We start from the raw sequence: 19,007 nt of genomic DNA on the forward strand, positions 1-19,007 counted from the left end.
GCGGCAGTGCTGCACACCCTTTCATCATCAATCTCGCAGCAGCCAGGCGACGCTTACCGGCGCCGCACGAAGCCTGCGTAGAGGAGTGAATTCATGAAACACATCATTGCCGTTCTGCTGGAAAACGAACCCGGTGCCCTGTCGCGTGTGGTGGGCTTGTTCTCCGCTCGGGGCTACAACATCGAATCGCTGGTCGTGGCGCCCACGGAAGATGCCTCACTGTCGCGCATGACCATTGTCACCAGCGGCTCGGAAGAGGTCATCGAGCAGATCACCAAGCACCTCAACCGGCTCATCGAAGTGGTCAAGGTCGTCGATCTCACCGAGGCTTCCTTCATCGAGCGCGAGCTCATGTTGATCAAGCTGCGGGCCGTGGGCAAGGAGCGCGAAGAGATCAAGCGCATGTCTGACATTTTCCGCGGCCACATCATCGATGTGACCGACAAGTCCTACACCATCGAACTGACCGGCGACGCCGCGAAGCTCGACGCTTTTATCCAGGCGGTCGATCCCACGGCCATTCTGGAAACCGTGCGAACCGGCAGCTGCGGAATTGGCCGCGCCGAGCGTATCCTGCGCGCCTGATTCCAAGACGGCGCATATTTTTTCTTTGTGGCGTGGATCGTCCCGCCGAGAACACAATACCTCAACTTCAGGAGCCAATATGAACGTTTATTACGACAAAGACGCCGATCTCTCCCTCATCAAAGGCAAGAAGGTCACCATCGTGGGCTACGGCTCGCAGGGCCATGCGCATGCCCAAAATCTGAATGACAGCGGCGTGAAGGTCACCGTCGGCCTGCGCAAGAACGGCGCATCCTGGGACAAGGCCAAAAAAGCCGGCCTGAAGGTCGCCGAGGTCGAAAAGGCCGTTGAAGGCGCCGATGTGGTGATGATGCTCATGCCCGACGAGAACATCGCCGAGGTCTATCGCAATGCCGTCGAGCCGAACATGAAGAAGGGGGCTGCACTGGCCTTTGCGCACGGCTTCAACGTGCATTACGGCCAGGTTCAGCCGCGCGCCGATCTCGACGTCATCATGATCGCCCCCAAGGCGCCCGGCCATACCGTGCGCAATACGTACACCCAGGGCGGCGGCGTGCCGCATCTGATCGCGGTGCATGCCGACAAGTCGGGCAAGGCGCGCGATCTGGCCTTGTCCTACGCCGTGGCCAACGGCGGCGGCAAGGCCGGCATTATCGAAACCAACTTCCGCGAAGAGACCGAGACCGATCTCTTCGGTGAGCAGGCGGTGCTGTGCGGCGGCACTGTCGAATTGATCAAGGCCGGTTTCGAGACCCTGGTTGAGGCCGGCTATGCGCCCGAGATGGCCTATTTCGAGTGTCTGCACGAACTCAAGCTCATCGTCGATCTGATCTACGAAGGCGGCATTGCCAACATGAACTACTCGATCTCCAACAACGCGGAGTATGGCGAGTACGTCACCGGGCCGAAGGTCGTCACCGAGGACACCAAAAACGCTATGCGTCAGTGCCTCAAGGACATCCAGACGGGTGAATACGCCAAGAGCTTCATTCTGGAAAACCGCGCCGGTGCGCCCACCTTGCTCTCGCGTCGCCGTCTGACCTCCGACCATCAGATCGAACAGGTCGGTGAGAAGCTGCGTGCGATGATGCCTTGGATCAAGGCCAACAAACTGGTGGACAAATCGAAGAACTGATCTTCCGACCCTTGGACTTTCACAACACCCGGCCCATGCCGGGTGTTGTGCTTCATGCCGGGCCTTACGGCGACTAAACTCCACCCATGACTTATCCCCATCCCATTCTGGCCCGCGAAGGCTGGCCCTTTATTGCCAGCAGCGTGCTGCTTTCCGTGATTGTTTGGGCGCTCGCCGGGTTCTGGTGGTCATTGCCGATCTGGCTGCTAACGATTTTCGTGGTGCAGTTCTTTCGTGATCCCGCCCGTCCGATCCCTCGCGATCCGCTCGCCGTTCTCAGCCCGGCCGATGGCCGCATCGTGGCCATTACGCATGCGTTCGACCCTTACGCCGGGCGCGATGCCCTCAAAATCAGCGTGTTCATGAACGTGTTCAATGTGCATTCAAACCGTGCCCCGGTGGACGGCGCCTTGCGCGATGTGCAATATTTCCCGGGTAAATTTGTGAACGCCGATCTCGACAAAGCCTCCGAGCAAAACGAGCGCAATGCGCTGGTGATCGATTGCGATGGTCGCGTGGTGACTGCCGTGCAAGTCGCCGGCTTGATTGCCCGGCGCATCCTTTGCTACGTCAAGGCGGGCGATGCCCTGCAGCGCGGGCAACGGTTTGGATTCATCCGGTTTGGTTCGCGTGTCGATGTCTATTTGCCGTTGGACACACAGTCGCGCGTTTCGATCGGAGACAAGGTTTACGCCAGCAGCACCGTGCTGGCCGATTTCGCTGCCTGAAGTCCTTTTCTTAAGACGTCTATTCGTTCAGAGAGGTTGAGCATGTCGCGAAATGTGGCCCAATTTCCCCCGCAGACCAGTTTGTCGGAACGGACAGATGCGCCTCCAGAAGCCGATACGCCCCGGTCGCCGGAAGTGACCTATCAGCCGCCTGAGCCTGACGACGATCCTGCACACCGTCGTCGGCGCGGCATTTATCTTCTGCCCAACTCCTTCACCGCTGCCGCGTTGTTCTGCGGCTTCTACGCCATCGTGATGGCGATGAGCGGGCGATACGACTCCGCGGCCACGGCCATCTTCGCCGCCATGGTGCTCGACAGCCTCGATGGCCGGGTTGCGCGGATGACCAATACCCAAAGCGAATTCGGCGCCCAGTTCGACTCGCTCGCCGACATGGTGTCGTTCGGTGCGGCCCCTGCGCTCATCATTTATGAATGGTCGCTGCGCGGTCTGGGCAAGTTGGGCTGGTTGGCCGCCTTTGTGTATTGCGCAGGGGCTGCTCTGCGGCTTGCGCGTTTCAACACCAATGTTGCGGTGATCGACAAACGCTACTTTCAAGGCCTGCCCAGTCCGGCCGCTGCCGCGCTGGTGGCCGGTTTTCTCTGGATCATGACGGATGCCGGTGTGCAGGGCGCGCATGTCGCCTGGTTCAGTTTTGTGATCACGCTTTTCGCCGGACTCACCATGGTGACCAACGTGCCGTTCTACAGCTTCAAGGACGTGAGCTTTCGCCGCAGCGTGCCGTTCATCAGCATCTTTCTCATCGTGTTGTTGATCGGTCTGATCGCGTATCAGCCTCCGCTGGTGTTGTTTGGCTTGTTTGTTCTATATGGATTGTCCGGCTACGGCGTCTATGTGTGGCATCGTCTCAAGGGCCGCCCGGTTAGCGTGATCGCCACCTCAGTGGACGAGCCTGACGAACGCGGCTTGCATTGATCAATCTTTTTACGAGCGAGTGTTGACAAGCGGTTCAGGCGCTGCGACAATAATTGTTTTACGCGGGAATAGCTCAGTTGGTAGAGCGCAACCTTGCCAAGGTTGAGGTCGCGAGTTCGAGTCTCGTTTCCCGCTCCAAATTCTCAGCAAAAAAGGGAAGCCAAGCTTCCCTTTTTTGTGTCCGGTGCATGTTGTCGCTTTCCTGTGACGACACAGGGTTTGACCAATGGCAGACAAGCCGGGGTCAGCGCTGCAGCATCCTACGGTTTTGCGTACGATCTTTAATCTTTACGCAGCCAAGTCGCCCGGCGGGGTGGCAGAGTGGTTATGCAGCGGCCTGCAAAGCCGTCTATGCCGGTTCGATTCCGACCCCCGCCTCCAAATATCTGTAAAAACAATAGCTTACAGGATTGGCCCACACTAACGCTGTGGGCTTTTTTTCGTCTTCCGGACATCAATTTGTCCCCGTGACCTGCCCCCCGTCAGCCGTACCACGGTGAAGTTCGTGGAGTCCATCACGATGGAGAATGATGGACATGAAGACGAGTCGATTCAGCGAAGAGCAGATCATTGGGTTTCTCCGGCAGGCCGAAGCGGGCGTTTCGGTCAAGGAGGTGTGCCGCACCGGCGGCTTCAGCGACGCGACGTTCTACAAGTGGCGCGCCAAGTTCGGCGGCATGGAGGCATCCGAAGCGACGCGGCTGCGTGCACTGGAGTCGGAGAACGCCAAGCTGAAGAAGCTGCTGGCCGAGGCGCACCTGGACATGCACGCGCTCAAGAGCGTTCTCGGGGTAAAACGCTAGCCCCACGGGTCAAACGCGAGGCCATTGGCAAGATGATCAGCGAGCATCATTTGTCCGAGCGCCGAGCGTGCTGCCTCGTGGGGCTCAGCAGAGATAGCTATCGCCATGCGCCCCAGCAGGATGCGCTCAACACGGCACTGCACGGCAAGATCGTTGAGATCGCGCATGTCCGGCGGCGGTTCGGGTATCGGCGCATCCACGACCTGCTGCGCCCCGCATTTCCGGGCATCAACCATAAGCGGGTGTATCGGCTGTACAGCCAGGCCAACCTGGCTGTGCGCAAGCGCAAGAAGGTCCAGCGCGCGGCGGCCGAGCGCGTGCCGCTGCAACTGGCCAAAACGGTCAACGAGGTGTGGAGCATGGATTTTGTCAGCGACAGTTTGGTAAGCGGCCGACGGTTGAAGTGCCTGACCGTGGCCGACGACTTCAGCCATGAATGTGTGGACATTGCGGTCGACTACGGCATTTCCGGTGCCTACGTGACGCGCCTGCTCGATCAAGCCGCCCAATTTCGCGGCTACCCCGCAGCCGTCCGAACCGACAACGGACCGGAATTCACCAGTCAGGCATTCATGGCCTGGGCCACGAGTCGCGGCGTGCGCCACATCCTGATCGCACCGGGCAAGCCGACGCAGAATGGGTTCATCGAGAGCTTCAACGGCAAGTTCCGCGACGAGTGCCTCAACGAGCAATGGTTCGAGACGCTGCACCAAGCCAGAGTGACCATTGCTGAATGGCGCCGCGACTTCAACGAGGTGCGGCCCCACAGCAGTCTGGGTCGGATACCTCCGGCGCGATTCGCCGAGCAGCATCGCCAGCGCGCTGGCGATGCTGCTCACCCCGCAACCCCCAACGAGGTGAATTAACCTTGCAACCCGGACTCCTGACTTAACGTTGGTACGGCGCGAGGGGGCAGGTCACCCGCAATGACCCTGTAGTGACCAAGAATTCCCATTTTTCGGGAGTGCCCCAAGGGCCGCGTCCCATCTGCTCGACGTTACGCCTCCGCAGGTCTGCTTGGGCTTTCTTGCAGCACCATCCGGCACTGGATCAGCGTCGCTCAGTTGGGGGAGTGCAAGGCAACATTTGAGTGCAAAAATAGATACCGACTGAAATCGCAAAAGGGAGCGCAGCTTGATCAAATCGTACGCAGACTACCAAAGGTATCTCGAGGCGGACCGCATCGCTTTGGGGGTGAATTCGCGCTGGGCCTGGCTGTTTGACGAAATTTTTCAATTTCAGCGCTTGCTTAGAAAAGTCGAATTTCTCACAAACTGTGAGAAAAATTTTTTTCGGCGCCGCCTTGCAGTACATCGTTTTCGTAAGCTTTCGATCAAGCTAGGGTTCTCTATACCGATCAATGTTTTTGGCCCAGGCCTTGCAATTTTGCACTACGGCACGATCGTCGTGAATTCCGGGGCAAGAATTGGTTCGAATTGCAGAATTCATACAGGCGTGAATATTGGAGCGCAGCTTGGCAGAGGAAACGAAGTGCCAAGAATAGGACACAATTGTTATATTGCACCAGGGGCAAAAATTTTTGGTGCGATAGAGATTGGGGACAATACAGCAGTGGGCGCCAATGCGGTAGTCAATAAAAGCTTTCCCGAGGGTAATGCAACTATCGGCGGAATTCCTGCGAAGGTCATTTCACAAAAATCGACTAAAGGACTTTTTGTTCATGGAGATTCTCGATTTTGAGAGGCGGGCCGGATCGCGTCATTAAGTATCTTTTTAAATTTTATGCAGTTTATCTAAATTGGCATTTCATTCAATATGCATACCCCAATACGTATATTAATGGTAGTTGACGGACGCTATCCTGCAACGGGTGGTGCAGAGATGCAGGCCCGGCTACTTAGTCGGTCATTCGCCGCTGCCGGTCACGAGGTGCGCGTTCTGGTGCCGCACCTGGACCGCTCGCTCCCGTTTGCCGATCAGGTCGATGGCATTCCGGTACTAAGATTGGGGTATCCGAAAATAAAGGGACTTGGTGCGATATTACTCAATCTAAATTTTGCGCTCTGGTTGTTGAGGCATCAAGGCGAATTTGATGCTATTCACATTCATATGATGCATAATCTTGCCGGGGCGGCGGGTTGGATCAATCGATGGCTGAAGCCAACTCTTATAGTCAAAGTTTCGGGTGCAGCGGAGTTTCAAGGGGGCATTCTCGACCCAAAATTAATGACAAAGCCTGTTCACCGGATTCTGCGGAGAGGTGCACAGCATCTCGATGCCTATCAATGCATCAGCAAGAGGACGGTGAAGATCATGCTGGAAGCCGGATTCGCCAAGGATCGCCTGCATCTTCTGCCGAATGCAGTGGATTTGGTGCGCTTTGCATACAAAGGGACTAGAGACCAGTCTTCACTTCGTGCTGTGTTTGTCGGGCGTCACGTCCCAGTAAAAGGACTGGATGTCTTGCTGGAGTCCTGGGTGAGGGTATCCTTGCAATCACCTGATGCGCACTTGACCCTTGCCGGTGATGGACCAGAGAGAGAAAGGTTGATGACGCTTTCCCGGCAGTTGGGCATTGAGAATAGTGTTTCTTTCCCTGGTTTGGTGCAGGATGTGCCGGCACTTTTGTCCACGCACAATTTGTACGTGCAGGCCTCGCATCAGGAGGGTCTGCCCAATGCGGTTCTCGAGGCGATGGCAAATGGACTGCCAACGGTTGCCACCCAGATCAGTGGTCATGAAGATGTGATCGCTCATTCCGAGACGGGATTGCTTGTGCCGCCAAATCATGCCGATGAGTTGGCGGCGGCGATTAGTCATTTGGCTGAGAACCCAAACTTAAGGCAAGAGATGGGAGCAACTGCCCGGCGATTTGTTGAGCAATACTTTTCTACTGAAGCGGTCATGCAATCGCTTTTAGCTGTCTACACTCAGCCAAGTGCTCCACTGAGCCATCCAATGACTAAGGCAAAAATCAATGCAAATCGGTGAGGATGCCGTGGTTAGGGCAAAGGGTGAAAAGCGTGGAGTACTTGCACGCCTTTTTCAGCATACTTCAAATTATTCGATTGGTAGTGTGCTGGTTATGTTGGCCAGCATCATCTCTTTTCCAATTCTTACTCGGATTTTTTCGGTTGCGGAATATGGAACAATGGCATTGGTTACCTCTACGATCCTATTTTTAGTAGGAATAGGAAAACTTGGCCTGCAACACTCGGTAGTACGTTATTACAGCGAGGTTGAGGCGGGGACGAGGAAAAATACTGCGACGCAGTTTTTTTCTACCGTATTATTTGGAATGATTGTCGTTGGGTTGGCTGTGACCTTGCTCAGTATTGTGGGGATCCGTTTTGTGCCCACGGCCTGGTTGTCAAATGAGCAAACAAAATACTTGATTATATTGGCGTCGCCACTGATTTTTATCCGTGTGGTGGATAGTGCAATGTACAACATGCTCCGTGCTCAACAAAAAAGCGGAATTTACAGCACCTACTTCACGGTTAGGAAATATCTTGGGCTGTGTTTGATATTTTTTGTGCTTTTTTATGTTTCACGCACTTTGGAAGGGTTTTTTATTTCTTCCATGGTGGGTGAATTTATTGCTGTAGCAGTCATAATTTTTTACTATGCGAGGCAGCACGTTTTTGATGTGCGGCAGTTTAATAGGCCGCTTTTCATGTCGATGTTGGTGTTTGGATTACCTTTGCTTGCTAGCGAGCTTTCTATGCTGCTGCTGAACATGAGTGGGCGTTACATCATAAATTATCAACTCGGTCCAGAGCCTTTGGGCGCATTTTCTGCAGCATTTAATTTTAGTGATTATTTGCAGGGAGTGTTGACTGCTTCCTTTGCGCAGGCTGTTGTGCCGATGTACTTCAGGATGTGGGAGCAACAGGGGCGCGAAAAAACTATTGAATTCATACAACAAGCCCTCAAATATTATATTGCGCTAGCACTCCCTGTATTGGGTGGCATGGCTGCTGTAGGCCCTGAATTACTCCGGCTTCTGGCCTCTTCAAAATATGATGTAAGTGCAACATTGATTGTATTCATCGTTGGGGGCATGCTAGTTTCTGGTGGGACTCCAATTTTTAGTGCTGGAATCTACATCAATAAACTAACTAAAGTCGTCATGTATTCGGTATTGACGGCCGCTGCCGTAAATATTGCATTGACAGTTGTGCTTGTTCGCCCATTCGGTATTGAGGGGGCTGCTTTTGCTGCCCTGGTCAGCTACATCTTGTACACTGTCATGGCGGCCTATTATGGCCGCAAAGTTGTAAAAATACGCATCCCGTGGTTTGACGTATTAAAATATGGGTCATTCACTCTAATAATGTATGGTGTGGTGGTTTATATTGATCCGCCGGACCTGGCTTTTCGAATTTTTTCTCAAATTATTATCGGCGTGCTTGTGTATGGTGCTTTGATTATTATTTTTGACCGGCAGGTGCGAAATCTATTGCGACAAGGTGTCGCAAAGTTGATGAGGGCGCGATAAGTTTTTTTATGTGCTTGATGTACGATTTTAACATTCATCTCGATGTTATTATTTTTTCTGTTCTTTTTCTGAATTTTCTCACTGATGCTTTCAGCGCTTTCCATTGCCCCGATGCTCGATTGGGCGGATCGACATTGCCGCTATTTTCATCGCCTGATTACACAGCGAGCTTTGCTTTACACGGAAATGGTGACGACTGGGGCGTTGCTATATGGAGACGTGGCGCGGCATCTTGATTACAGTTCGCATGAGCACCCTGTTGCGCTGCAGTTAGGAGGTAGTGAGCCAGTTGATCTGGCCTGTTGCGCTAGACTGGCACTCGAATGGGGTTATGACGAAATCAATTTGAACTGTGGATGCCCCAGTCCTCGGGTGCAGCGTGGGGCATTTGGGGCTTGTTTGATGGCTGAACCCTCGCGGGTGCGCGATTCGGTTGCTGCCATGGTGGAGGCGGTTTCAGGCACGATCCCGGTTACGGTCAAGCACCGCATTGGTGTCGACCATGAGGATAGTTACGGTTTTGTGCGCGATTTTGTGGGAACGGTGTCGCAAGGCGGTTGTGAGACGTTTATCGTGCATGCCCGTTCCGCATGGCTTGATGGCCTTAGCCCGAAGGAAAACCGCGATATTCCTCCGCTGCGGCCAGAGTTTATTTTGCAGTTGCGGCGCGACTTTCCAGAACTTGCCTTCGTGCTCAATGGCGGCATCAAGACGGGGCAGCAGATTCGCGAGTGGTTGCCGCAGGTGTCTGGCGTGATGGTGGGGCGGGCGGCTTATCAAGACCCGTGGAGTCTGTCGACTTGGGATCGAGAATTTCTAGGGAGTGCTGATTCGGCTGCGCATGAGCGCGAAATCGTCGAAGAGCAAATGGGCGCTTACATCGCGGAGTGGAAGGCAAAGGGCTTGCATCCGCAGGCGATCACCCGGCATATGCTCAATTTGTGGAAGGGGCAACCCGGTGGGCGTCGCTGGCGACAAGTGTTGAGCGATTCGAGTTTGTTGTCCACGCTGTCGGTGCCTGAGCTATTCGCGACGGCCAGACGCGCCCGCCTGTCGGCCGAAGGCGACGAAGCGATGGAGTGCAATCAACCCAGCCAACTCGGCCAACTCGGCCAACTCGGTCAACCGTTAACGGCTTCGGCTTGCGTCTGAACGCTCGCCTTGGCGGGCGATACTGAGTCGCCCCTGAAAAACTCGCAACACTTTGATTTTTAACGTAAAATATCATTCTACTGGGCCTGAATTTGCAGCCTTATTTTGTGCAGGGCCCAATTTCTTGCAAATTTCTCCGAGGTTTCGATGGCTCCGCACTCTGCCCAGGCACCGCTGCCTGATCTGTTCCGGCAGCGGCTCGATGAACAGCTCAACCTGAGACACCCGCTGGTGCGCCTGGCCGGGCTGATCGACTGGGACGAGATCCACCGCAGCTTCGCTGTTCACTTCAGATCGAGCCGGGGCCGCCCCGCGCTCTCGCCTCGATTGGTAGCTGGGCTGCTGTACCTGCAGCACGCGTTCGACGCCTCGGACGAAGCGGTGGTGAACACCTGGATGGAGAACCCCTACTGGCAGTTCTTCACCGGCGAGGACTACTTGCAAACCGAGTTGCCGATCGACCCGTCGAGCCTGACGCGCTGGAGAAAGCGCATCGGCGAGGAAGGCGTTGAGACGCTCCTGGCGCTGACCATCGAGGCGGCGCGCAAGGCCGGCATGATCGGCAAGACCAGCGTGGACCGGGTCATCGTCGACACAACCGTCATGCCCAAGGCGATCGCCCACCCGACCGACAGTCGGCTGCTCGAGCGCGCCCGCGAGCACCTGGTCAAGCTGGCCGAGGACGGCGGCCTCACCCTGCGGCAGAACGACAACCGCGAGGCCCCGAGGCTGGCCACGCAGGTCGGCCGCTACGTTCATGCCAAGCAGTACAAGCGCATGCACAAGGCGCTGCGCACCCTGCGCGGCCGGGTCGGTCGCGTGCACCGCGAGATCGAGCGCAAGGCCGATGAACTGCCCAAGGGGATGCAGGACAAGGCGAAGGACTTGCTGGCCCGCGCCGGTCGCATCCTGACCCAGAAGACGAAGGACAAGAACAAGCTCTATGCGCTGCACGCGCCCGAAGTCGAGTGCATCAGCAAGGGCAAGGCGCGCACCCCCTACGAGTTCGGGGTGAAGGTCACGGTGGCGACCACGCTCAAAGAGGGCCTGGTCGTGGGCATGCGCTCGATGCCCGGCAACCCCTACGACGGCCACACCCTGGCCGCCGGAGTTCGACAGTTTGAGTCAAAAATTGGCTGAAAACGCCGACCCGGCCTTGACGGAACAAAGGGTTAGCCTCGTTTTTGGAAAAGTACGTGTGGTGGCACGTTTTTCCACATTGTGAGGCTGTTGCCATTTGAAGATGGGTTGGTGTATTGTGGCGGCATGTTCATCAAGATCACCACCTCCGGCGGTCGCCGCTACGTCCAGCTCGTGGAGTCCTACCGGGATGAGAGCGGGCGGGTGAAGAAACGCACGGTGGCCACCCTGGGGCGCGCCGACCAAGCTGGCAGCCAGCTTGAGAGCGTGATCCGCGGCCTGCAGCGACTTCGCAGCGACACGCCGCCGGAGGCCGGCGCGGTGGCGACCGTGGCCGACGTGCGGTTCGAGTCCAGCCGCGCCCTGGGCGACGTATGGGCGCTGACCGAGCTGTGGGACGAATTGGGATTTGGCGAGCTGCGCCGGGTTTTTGGTCGCACGCGCAGCCGCATCGACGTCGAGGCGCTGGTGCGCCTGATGGTGCTCAACCGCCTGTGCGACCCGACGTCCAAGCTCGGCGTGCTGCGCTGGTTGCAGACGGTGGCGCTGCCGCGCTTTGCGCCCAAGGAGGTGACGCATCAGCACCTGCTGCGGGCGATGGATGCGCTGGTCGAACACCAGGACTGCGTCCAGGCGGCGTTGGCCGGGCTGCTGCGCCCGCTGATCGACCAGGATCTGTCGGTGGTGTTCTACGACATGACCACCATCGGCGTGGAGGGCCAGACCGAGTTGGCCGGCGACCTGCGCCAGTTCGGCCTGTCCAAGGACGGGGGGATGCGTCGCCAGTTCATGCTCGGCGTGGTGCAGACGGCCGAGGGACTGCCGCTGACGCATCGGGTCTGGGAAGGGAACACGGCCGAGGCACCGACGCTCAGCACCGTGGTTCAAGAGGTTCTGGCGCTGTACCCGGTCAAGCGCGTGGTGCTGGTGGCCGATCGCGGTCTGCTCAGCCTGGACAATCTGGAGTGGCTGCGCGGGCAACGCGTGGGCGGCACCGAGCAGCCCGTGGAGTTCATCCTGGCCGTGCCGGGGCGGCGCTACGCCGAGTTCGCCGAGATCCTGGAGCCGATTCACGCGCTGCGCTGCGCGGCGGCCACCCGCGAGGTCCTCGGCGAGACCCGCTGGCAGGACCTGCGCCTGGTCTGGGCCCACGATCCGCGCCGCGCCCTGGAACAAACCGCAGCGCGCCGCCAGCATATCGGAGAACTCACGCAGGAAGCCCAGCAGCGTGCTGGCAAGCTTGATGCGCAAGAAGGCGGCACCGCCTTCAGAGGCCGGCGCCTGAGCGACTCCGGTGCTAAGGCCTGGCTGTATCGCGCGGTCTCCGAGGCGCATCTGGGCTCGATCATCAAGGTCGACCTGCAATCGGATCTGTTCACCTACGTCATCGACGACAAGGCGCTGGCGCGTGCAGAACTGGGCGACGGCAAGCTGTTGTTGGTGACCAATGTGCCAGAGTTGTCGGCGCTTGAGGTTCTGCGACGCTACAAGAGCCTGGCCGACATCGAGCGCGGCTTCAAGATTCTCAAATCCGAGATCGAGATCGCCCCGGTGTTCCACCGCTTGCCCGACCGCATCCGTGCCCATGCGCTGATCTGCTTCATCGCTCTGGTGCTGTACCGCGTCATGCGCATGCGCCTCAAGGACGCCGGCTCCAAGCTGTCGCCCGAACGTGCACTCGAGCAACTGCGACGCATCCAATACCACCAGGCCCACCTCGGCGGCGAGCGCCGCGACGGCACGTCCTCGCTCAGCGACGCCGACCACGCCATCCTCCAAGGACTCAAGCTTCCGAAACCCGCCATCGACGACCAACTCGCACTCCTGTAGGGGCACGTTTCAACGCTCACCCTAACGATATCGCGTACTTACGACCGTAACTGTCGAACTCCGGTGGCCGAGACGCTGGAGCAGGTGGGCATCCTCGCCGACGCCCAGCCGAAGATCGCCGTCGTCGATAAGGGCTACCGCGGCGTCGAGATCAACGGCGTGCGCATCCTGCGCTCCGGACAGAAGCGCGGACTGACGCGAACCCTGCACGCGATGATCAAGCGGCGCAGCGCCATCGAGCCGAGCATCGGCCACATGAAGGCCGACGGGCGCCTGGGCCGCAATCCGCTCAAAGGCGCTCTCGGCGATGCGCTGCATGCGGTACTGTGCGGCGCAGGGCACAACATTCGCCTGCTGCTGAAGAAGCTGCGGCTTCTTTGTGCCCAAATCTTGGCCTCATTGCAGGACTGGTTGGTGGCGTCCGCCGCCGCACCGGTCATTCAAACGCCACCGGTCGTCTGACGGACGCATTGTTCAGGGCTGACTACTGAATGGATTTCTGCGGTTGACAGTGCCACGACCTTCAGCGCAGCGTCGCGGAAAGACCCTCCGTCAATGCCCTTGAGCGCGACGACAGGCGCGGCGTCGAACGCCCGAAAATGGTTGGACATCGACCGGGTGTAGCTCGGGTCGTAGTGGTGCTGCAGGATGTCTGCGGTGAAAGCGGCAAGCTCGCCTTGTGTGATGAGTTCCTGCCAGCGTTCGACGGTTTCGGCGCCTCGCAAGGCGCGCAGGCTGGCCAGGCGCTGCAGCAGCAGGGGGCGATCGGCAGACAACTGGGCGTAGTCGGCCAGCAACAGCGCAACGCGCAGGTTGGTTTCGAGCTCCAGGGTGATGCAATGCCCCTGGCGCATCTGCTCCATCAGCGCATCTGGGACGTGAAGGGCGCCAATCTTCTTGCTCTCTGCCTCGACAAATACCGGGCGGTTCGGATCGAAGCGGCGCAGATCGGCCCACACGCGGGTCTCGAACAATTTTTGCGAGGGCTGTGTTTCACCCGGCTCCAGGCCCAGCACGGAACCTCGATGCTGTGCCAGCGCCTCGAGATCGAGCACTTGCGCCCCGACCTCACGCAGTGATTGAAGCAGACGGCTCTTGCCGCAGCCGGTGCGGCCGCAGATGACGTGAAATTGAAGTTGCCCGGGCCGTTGCTCCAGATCGGCGCGCAGGGCGCGGCGCAAAGACCGATAACCGCCCTGCACCAGCACCACGGAAAAACCGATGCGCGCCAGGATGTGGGCCATCGCGCCCGAGCGGTTGCCGCCGCGCCAGCAGTACACCAGAGGCGTCCAGGATTTGGGCAACTCGGCCGCATGCGCCTCGATGTGGTTGGCGATGTTGCGGGCGATCAGCGCGGCGCCGCGCTTGTTGGCGACGAAGGGATCGACCTGGGCGTAAAGCGTGCCGACTTCGGCGCGCTCGGCGTCGTCGAGCACCGGCCAGTTTTGGGCGCCCGGCATGTGATCGAGCGCAAATTCCGACGGGCTGCGCACATCGATCACGGCGCTGAAAGACTGCAGCTTTTGCAGCGCTTCTGCCGCATCCATGACGCGGGGATTCATGGCGCCGATCTCGCGGCAGGCAGGGCCAGCAAAGGGGCGAGGTACGGCCAGACGGTATCGAGCATGGTGGGTTGCGCTTGTGCGGTGGGGTGAATGTTGTCGGACTGAAACCAATCGGGATGGCCGACGACGCCAGCAAGCAGAAACGGGACCAGCGCCACACGCTGCGATTTTGCAACCGCCGGAAACACAGCCGCAAAACGCGCGGTGTACGCCGGGCCGTAGTTTGGCGGAATTTGCATACCGACCAGCAAAACACGCGCGCCCGCCTTTTTGCACAGCGCGACCATACGGTTCAGATTGTTCTGCGTTTGCTGCAAGGAAAGACCGCGCAAGGCATCGTTGCCGCCCAGTTCGATGATGACCACGCGCGGCTTGTCGCGCGCGAGCAGGGCGGGCAGCCGGGCCAGCCCGCCCGCTGTGGTGTCGCCGCTGATGCTGGCGTTGATCACGCTCGAGCGCGGCTCTTTGGCTTCGAGCCGCTGGCGCAGCAGATCGACCCAGCCTTTTCCGGTCTCCAGCCCGTATCCGGCAGACAGGCTGTCGCCCACCACGAGTAGAGAGGCTATGGGCGTGGATACAGGCGGTATGGCGGCCCGCGCGGCGCCGGCTAGCCCCATGCCCCCCGTCAGCGCCGACACCACAAGCCCCAAGACCTTGCGCCGCGACAGCGGGGGCGGGCTTTCTACAATCAGCGGCTTTCCATTTTTCATAACAAGGCTTCCATGACGGTCGATGTGATTGTCGCGCAGGATCTGGGCAAGACTGTTTCCGATGTCGGCGACGCCCTGACCATTCTTCACGCGGTGCAACTGCGAGTTCCTGCGGGACAGAGCGTGGCCATTACCGGCGCGTCGGGCTCGGGGAAATCCACGCTGCTGGCTTTGCTCGCCGGCATGGATCGGCCCAGCACAGGTCAGGTGTGGATCGACGGCGTAGATCTCGACAACCTCGACGAGAACGGCCGGGCCGATCTGCGGGCGCAGAAAATCGGCTTCGTGTTCCAGAATTTTCAGCTCATCGACCACTACACCGCGCTGGAAAACGTGGTGCTGCCTCTGGAAATTTCCGGGCGTGCTCACGGCGCGGTGGACGCCGCAACGACCTTGCTGCACGCCGTGGGGCTGGGCGAGCGACTGCATCATCGCCCGGCCTTGCTGTCAGGCGGTGAGCAACAGCGCGTTGCCCTGGCCCGCGCCTTCGTGGGCCGACCCCGGCTGGTCTTGGCCGACGAGCCGACGGGCAATCTCGATGCGGCCACAGGTGAGCGCATCATGGATTTGATGTTCCGGCTGCGCGCCGAAATGGAAGCAACGCTGGTGCTGGTCACACACGATCCGGCGCTGGCTGCACGCTGCGACCGCGTTTGCACCATGCACGCCGGTCACCTGACCGAACAGCCCCAGGCGGTGGCCGCATGAAGCCGCTCTACGGATTTCACGCGGTGGGCGCGCGCCTGCGCGCGGCCCCTGCGTCGGTGCATGCGGTGTATGTCGACGCCAGTCGGCGCGATGCGCGCATGCAGCAGTTTCTGCGCAAAGTCGAGGCCTCGGGCGTGGAGCTGAAAACCCTCAGCGCCGAGCGCCTGGCCGCGCTGGCGGGCACCGATCGTCATCAGGGCGTGGTGGCGCAGGTTGATGACTTGCCGACTGTGCACGACCTGCACGCCGTGCTCGATGCCGTGGAGGGCGCGCCGCTGGTGCTGGCGCTCGATGGCGTGACCGATCCGCACAACCTCGGCGCCATCCTTCGTACTGCCGACGCGGCGGGGGTGCATCTGGTCATTGCGCCGAAAGATCGCGCGGTCGGGCTCAACCCCACCGTGGCCCGCGTGGCCAGCGGCGCGGCGGAAACCGTGCCCTATCTCATGGTGACCAATTTGGTGCGCAGCCTGGGCGAATTGCAGGATCGCGGCCTGTGGGTGATGGGCACTGACGAGGCCGCGACCGACGATGTCTACGCCGCCAACTGGACGCAGCCCGCGGTGCTGGTGATGGGCGCCGAGGGCGCCGGCATGCGCCGTCTGGTGCGCGAGACCTGCGATCAGCTGCTGCAGATTCCCATGCTCGGCGCAGTGGAGAGCCTCAACGTCTCCGTCGCCGCCGGGGTTTGTCTTTACGAGGCCGTGCGTCAACGGCGCGCCTGAGCCTGATCTATCGGGCTTCGCTGGCGCGCTCCAAGCGGTGATGCATGCGCTGCAGCGCAATCCAGACAATCAGGGCGATGATCGGGATAGAAATGCCCTCGGCCAGCTTGGGCTTGATGTGCAGCCAGGGTTCGGCCGCTTCGAACAAATGGCCCACCAGCGAGGCCATGTAGTACGTGATCGCGGCGACCGACAGGCCCTCGACCGTCTGCTGCAGGCGGAGTTGCAGGAACTGCCGACGGTTCATCGACGCCAACAAGCCGCGGTTTTGCTGCTGCATGGCCACTTCCACCCGTGTGCGCAGCAGGTTGCTGCAGCGTGAAACCCGCTCGGAAAGCGCCTGCTGTCGCCGTGCCGCCCAGGCGCAGGTTTGCATCGCGGGCGCCAGCCGTCGCTCCAGGAATTGCCCGATGGTCTGCAGGCCGAAGATCGGCTTTTCGTGCAGTTCGGTCACACGCCGGTTGACCAAGTCGTAGTACGCATTCGCCGCGGTAAACCGGCCGTGAGAAGCGGCATAGACGCCTTCCACGGCAGACGCCAGCAAAGTCAGACGATCCAGGGTTTTGTGGTCGCGCTGCGGCTCGGCGTCTTCGGCGCCGCCGTTGCTGCCGATGGCGTCCATGATGCTCACCAGATCCTGCTCGTATCGGTTGAGTTGGGGGGTGAGTTCGCGAGCGACCGGCAGCGTCAGCAAAGACAGCAGGCGATAAGTCTCGATTTCGAGCAGACGCTGCACCAGTCGCCCGCGCCGCCGCGCCGACATGGCCTTGCTCAACACAATGAAGCGGGTAAAGCCGTCGGGTGCGATGCGCAGATCGGTGAAGACCTGTGCGTGACCGTCGGCCACATCCGACCCGACCAGCGCATCGATGTCCAGCACCGCGGAGAAATCAGGCAGGGTGTCGCAGCCCAGTTCGCCCTCGGGCATGACGGCGACGTGGTTGGCGCACAGGCGTTGCCCCGGAATGCGCGCCAGCCATTCCGCCGAAACGCGGTCGCAGGCGCAGCGTTCAAACAGCGGATCTTCCGGGCCGAGGGCCTCGTGCGTAATGAAGGTGTAGCTGACGAACTCGCCGTGGCGCTCCCAGCGCAGGCGCACCGGGCCGATCTGCTCCGTGTGAAACATGCTGCCCATTGCTGGCGGCGGCAGGTGCAGATTGCCGAGCAGTTCACTGAGGTGTTCGAACGCCTGTTGCGACTCGGACGGGCTGACCAGCATCACTTGATGGCTGACCTGCGCCGGCGCACCTACTCGCTCGAACGGGCGGGCGTGGATCTCGTTGTGAAGCTGCTGACGCAAAGGATGTTCGGACATGAGAGACGAGCGGTGGGCTGAAAGAAAAACTGAAAGACGCAGGACGAGGCCGAGCCCGTCAGTCGGTCTGGGTGGGCGGAAGTCTGCTATGATGCTCGGGTTTTGTGCGGTGCGGAATGAACGCATAAAAAGCGTTCAGAAAGCACCGGGCCAGCGCAACAAAAAAGTGACTGGCCCGCATCAAGCAGCACAAAACAGAAGCACAGAGCGCGCCATGCTACCAACGCGAATGAGGGAGTGATTTGACGGATCGCTCAAAATTCAGCACGAGGTCATTGTGTGGCGCAAACTGTGGCGCAAACCACCCGCAAACCGACTCAACCAGGTGTTGAGCCGCTGCCGAAGTTACCCGGTGCTTGCACTGGAGAATTTGGGCGGCGTGCCAATCAGAGCCGGATTTCAGACCCAACTTGGATTGGAAACTTTATGTCAGTCTCAATGCGTCAAATGCTGGAAGCCGGGGTGCACTTCGGTCACCAAACCCGCTTCTGGAATCCCAAGATGGCCCCGTACATTTACGGCCATCGCAACAAAATCCATATCGTCAACCTCGAAAAGACGCTGCCGATGTACTTGGAGGCGGCAAAGTTCGCTCGCCAACTGGCTGCGCGCCGCGGCACCATTCTGTTCGTCGGCACCAAGCGTCAGGCGGGTGAAATCGTGCGTGAGCAGGCCGAGCGTTGCGGCATGCCCTATGTCGACCAGCGCTGGCTCGGCGGCATGCTGACCAACTTCAAGACGGTCAAGACCTCGATCAAGAAGCTCAAGGACATGCAGGCCCAGGCGGCCGAGGGTGTGCTCGAGCAGATGAGCAAAAAAGAAGCGCTGACCTTCCAGCGCGAAATGGATAAGCTGGAAAAATCCATCGGCGGCATTCAAGATATGGCGGCTCTGCCCGATGCAATTTTCGTGATCGACGTGGGCTACCACAAGATTGCCATCGCCGAGGCGAAGACGCTGGGCATTCCGGTGATCGGCGTGGTCGACACCAACCATTCCCCGCTGGGCGTGACTCACATCATTCCGGGCAACGACGACTCGGCCAAAGCCGTGATGCTGTACGCGCAGGGCATGGCCGATGCCATCCTGGAAGGCAAGAACGACGCGGTCAATGAAGTCGTGCAAGCCGTCTCCGAGGGCGAAGAAGAATTCGTCGAAGTTCAGGAAGACGCGCCTGCCGCTTGACGGGGCCAAGATGATCCTGCTGCAACGGCCCGATTCACCGGCCTGAAACACCCCGGGGCTGCGATAC

At 59.3% G+C, this 19,007-nt stretch carries 16 protein-coding genes, 2 tRNA genes and 2 pseudogenes; 17 read left to right on the forward strand and 3 right to left on the reverse strand.

Annotation, left to right across the window (positions count from 1 at the left end):
* The first annotated feature begins 93 nt into the window (after positions 1 to 93).
* The 14 genes and pseudogenes from ilvN to BIO17B3_RS15985 all read left to right on the forward strand — a co-directional run.
* Complete coding sequence (ilvN, locus tag BIO17B3_RS15920; protein ID WP_013106403.1) at positions 94 to 585, forward strand: acetolactate synthase small subunit; 492 nt, start codon at positions 94 to 96, stop codon at positions 583 to 585.
* A 25-nt stretch (positions 586 to 610) separates the two neighbouring features.
* Positions 611 to 1,681: a ketol-acid reductoisomerase gene (gene ilvC / locus BIO17B3_RS15925; RefSeq protein WP_156054767.1), complete on the forward strand. Its 1,071-nt coding sequence runs from the start codon at positions 611 to 613 to the stop codon at positions 1,679 to 1,681.
* An 86-nt stretch (positions 1,682 to 1,767) separates the two neighbouring features.
* The gene (locus BIO17B3_RS15930; protein ID WP_156054768.1) at positions 1,768 to 2,409 is read left to right on the forward strand and encodes a phosphatidylserine decarboxylase; all 642 of its coding nucleotides are present in this window, start codon (positions 1,768 to 1,770) and stop codon (positions 2,407 to 2,409) included.
* A gap of 42 nt (positions 2,410 to 2,451) precedes the next feature.
* Complete coding sequence (gene pssA, locus BIO17B3_RS15935) at positions 2,452 to 3,345, forward strand: CDP-diacylglycerol--serine O-phosphatidyltransferase (protein ID WP_156054769.1); 894 nt, start codon at positions 2,452 to 2,454, stop codon at positions 3,343 to 3,345.
* 62 nt (positions 3,346 to 3,407) lie between these two features.
* Positions 3,408 to 3,483: transfer RNA gene (locus tag BIO17B3_RS15940), tRNA-Gly, on the forward strand.
* 169 nt (positions 3,484 to 3,652) lie between these two features.
* Positions 3,653 to 3,726 (forward strand) — tRNA-Cys (locus tag BIO17B3_RS15945).
* A 155-nt stretch (positions 3,727 to 3,881) separates the two neighbouring features.
* Positions 3,882 to 5,014, forward strand: a protein-coding gene (locus BIO17B3_RS15950) for an IS3 family transposase (RefSeq protein WP_156054552.1) whose coding sequence is annotated in 2 segments (ribosomal slippage) — positions 3,882 to 4,137 and positions 4,137 to 5,014 — 1,134 coding nt in all. Because the reading frame shifts where the segments join, the coding sequence is not laid out codon by codon here.
* A 268-nt stretch (positions 5,015 to 5,282) separates the two neighbouring features.
* The gene (locus tag BIO17B3_RS15955) at positions 5,283 to 5,849 is read left to right on the forward strand and encodes a serine O-acetyltransferase (protein WP_156054770.1); all 567 of its coding nucleotides are present in this window, start codon (positions 5,283 to 5,285) and stop codon (positions 5,847 to 5,849) included.
* Positions 5,850 to 5,924: 75 nt separating this feature from the next.
* Positions 5,925 to 7,100 (forward strand): glycosyltransferase family 4 protein, encoded by a 1,176-nt coding sequence (locus tag BIO17B3_RS15960; RefSeq protein WP_156054771.1) that lies wholly within the window; start codon positions 5,925 to 5,927, stop codon positions 7,098 to 7,100.
* Positions 7,087 to 8,610, forward strand: coding sequence for a lipopolysaccharide biosynthesis protein (locus BIO17B3_RS15965; protein ID WP_156054772.1), 1,524 nt, complete (start codon positions 7,087 to 7,089; stop codon positions 8,608 to 8,610). Before BIO17B3_RS15960 ends, BIO17B3_RS15965 begins: the two co-directional genes overlap by 14 nt.
* A gap of 84 nt (positions 8,611 to 8,694) precedes the next feature.
* Positions 8,695 to 9,762, forward strand: a complete 1,068-nt coding sequence (gene dusA, locus BIO17B3_RS15970) for a tRNA dihydrouridine(20/20a) synthase DusA (RefSeq protein WP_156054773.1) — start codon at positions 8,695 to 8,697, stop codon at positions 9,760 to 9,762.
* A 147-nt stretch (positions 9,763 to 9,909) separates the two neighbouring features.
* A pseudogene (locus tag BIO17B3_RS15975) lies at positions 9,910 to 10,881 on the forward strand (IS5 family transposase); the annotation flags it as partial.
* Between the two features lie 147 nt (positions 10,882 to 11,028).
* Entirely contained in the window at positions 11,029 to 12,732 is a 1,704-nt protein-coding gene (locus BIO17B3_RS15980; RefSeq protein WP_156054774.1) for an IS1634-like element ISThsp8 family transposase, read from the forward strand.
* Between the two features lie 69 nt (positions 12,733 to 12,801).
* Positions 12,802 to 13,194: pseudogene (locus BIO17B3_RS15985) on the forward strand (IS5/IS1182 family transposase); the annotation flags it as partial.
* Here the strand turns inward: BIO17B3_RS15985 and mnmH are convergent.
* Both mnmH and BIO17B3_RS15995 read right to left on the reverse strand, forming a co-directional pair.
* Entirely contained in the window at positions 13,173 to 14,294 is a 1,122-nt protein-coding gene (gene mnmH / locus BIO17B3_RS15990) for a tRNA 2-selenouridine(34) synthase MnmH (protein ID WP_156054775.1), read from the reverse strand. The pseudogene BIO17B3_RS15985 and the gene mnmH overlap by 22 nt on opposite strands.
* Complete coding sequence (locus BIO17B3_RS15995; RefSeq protein WP_156055314.1) at positions 14,291 to 14,914, reverse strand: arylesterase; 624 nt, start codon at positions 14,912 to 14,914, stop codon at positions 14,291 to 14,293. Before BIO17B3_RS15995 ends, mnmH begins: the two co-directional genes overlap by 4 nt.
* Positions 14,915 to 15,019: 105 nt before the next feature.
* On the opposite strand from BIO17B3_RS15995, the gene BIO17B3_RS16000 reads away from it, so the two are divergent.
* Both BIO17B3_RS16000 and rlmB read left to right on the forward strand, forming a co-directional pair.
* The gene (locus tag BIO17B3_RS16000) at positions 15,020 to 15,715 is read left to right on the forward strand and encodes an ABC transporter ATP-binding protein (RefSeq protein WP_156054776.1); all 696 of its coding nucleotides are present in this window, start codon (positions 15,020 to 15,022) and stop codon (positions 15,713 to 15,715) included.
* Positions 15,712 to 16,440, forward strand: coding sequence for a 23S rRNA (guanosine(2251)-2'-O)-methyltransferase RlmB (gene rlmB / locus BIO17B3_RS16005; protein ID WP_156054777.1), 729 nt, complete (start codon positions 15,712 to 15,714; stop codon positions 16,438 to 16,440). Before BIO17B3_RS16000 ends, rlmB begins: the two co-directional genes overlap by 4 nt.
* Before the next feature lie 7 nt (positions 16,441 to 16,447).
* On the opposite strand, the gene BIO17B3_RS16010 is transcribed toward rlmB, so the two are convergent.
* On the reverse strand, positions 16,448 to 17,755 hold the full coding sequence (locus BIO17B3_RS16010) for a DUF3422 family protein (protein ID WP_156054778.1): 1,308 nt from the start codon (positions 17,753 to 17,755) through the stop codon (positions 16,448 to 16,450).
* Positions 17,756 to 18,181: 426 nt separating this feature from the next.
* Here BIO17B3_RS16010 and rpsB point away from each other — a divergent pair, with 426 nt between their 5' ends.
* Positions 18,182 to 18,940: a 30S ribosomal protein S2 gene (gene rpsB, locus BIO17B3_RS16015; protein WP_013106390.1), complete on the forward strand. Its 759-nt coding sequence runs from the start codon at positions 18,182 to 18,184 to the stop codon at positions 18,938 to 18,940.
* Positions 18,941 to 19,007: the final 67 nt, after the last annotated feature.

Source organism: Thiomonas sp. OC7, from assembly GCF_900634595.1.
GTDB classification, from domain to species: domain Bacteria; phylum Pseudomonadota; class Gammaproteobacteria; order Burkholderiales; family Burkholderiaceae_C; genus Thiomonas; species Thiomonas arsenitoxydans.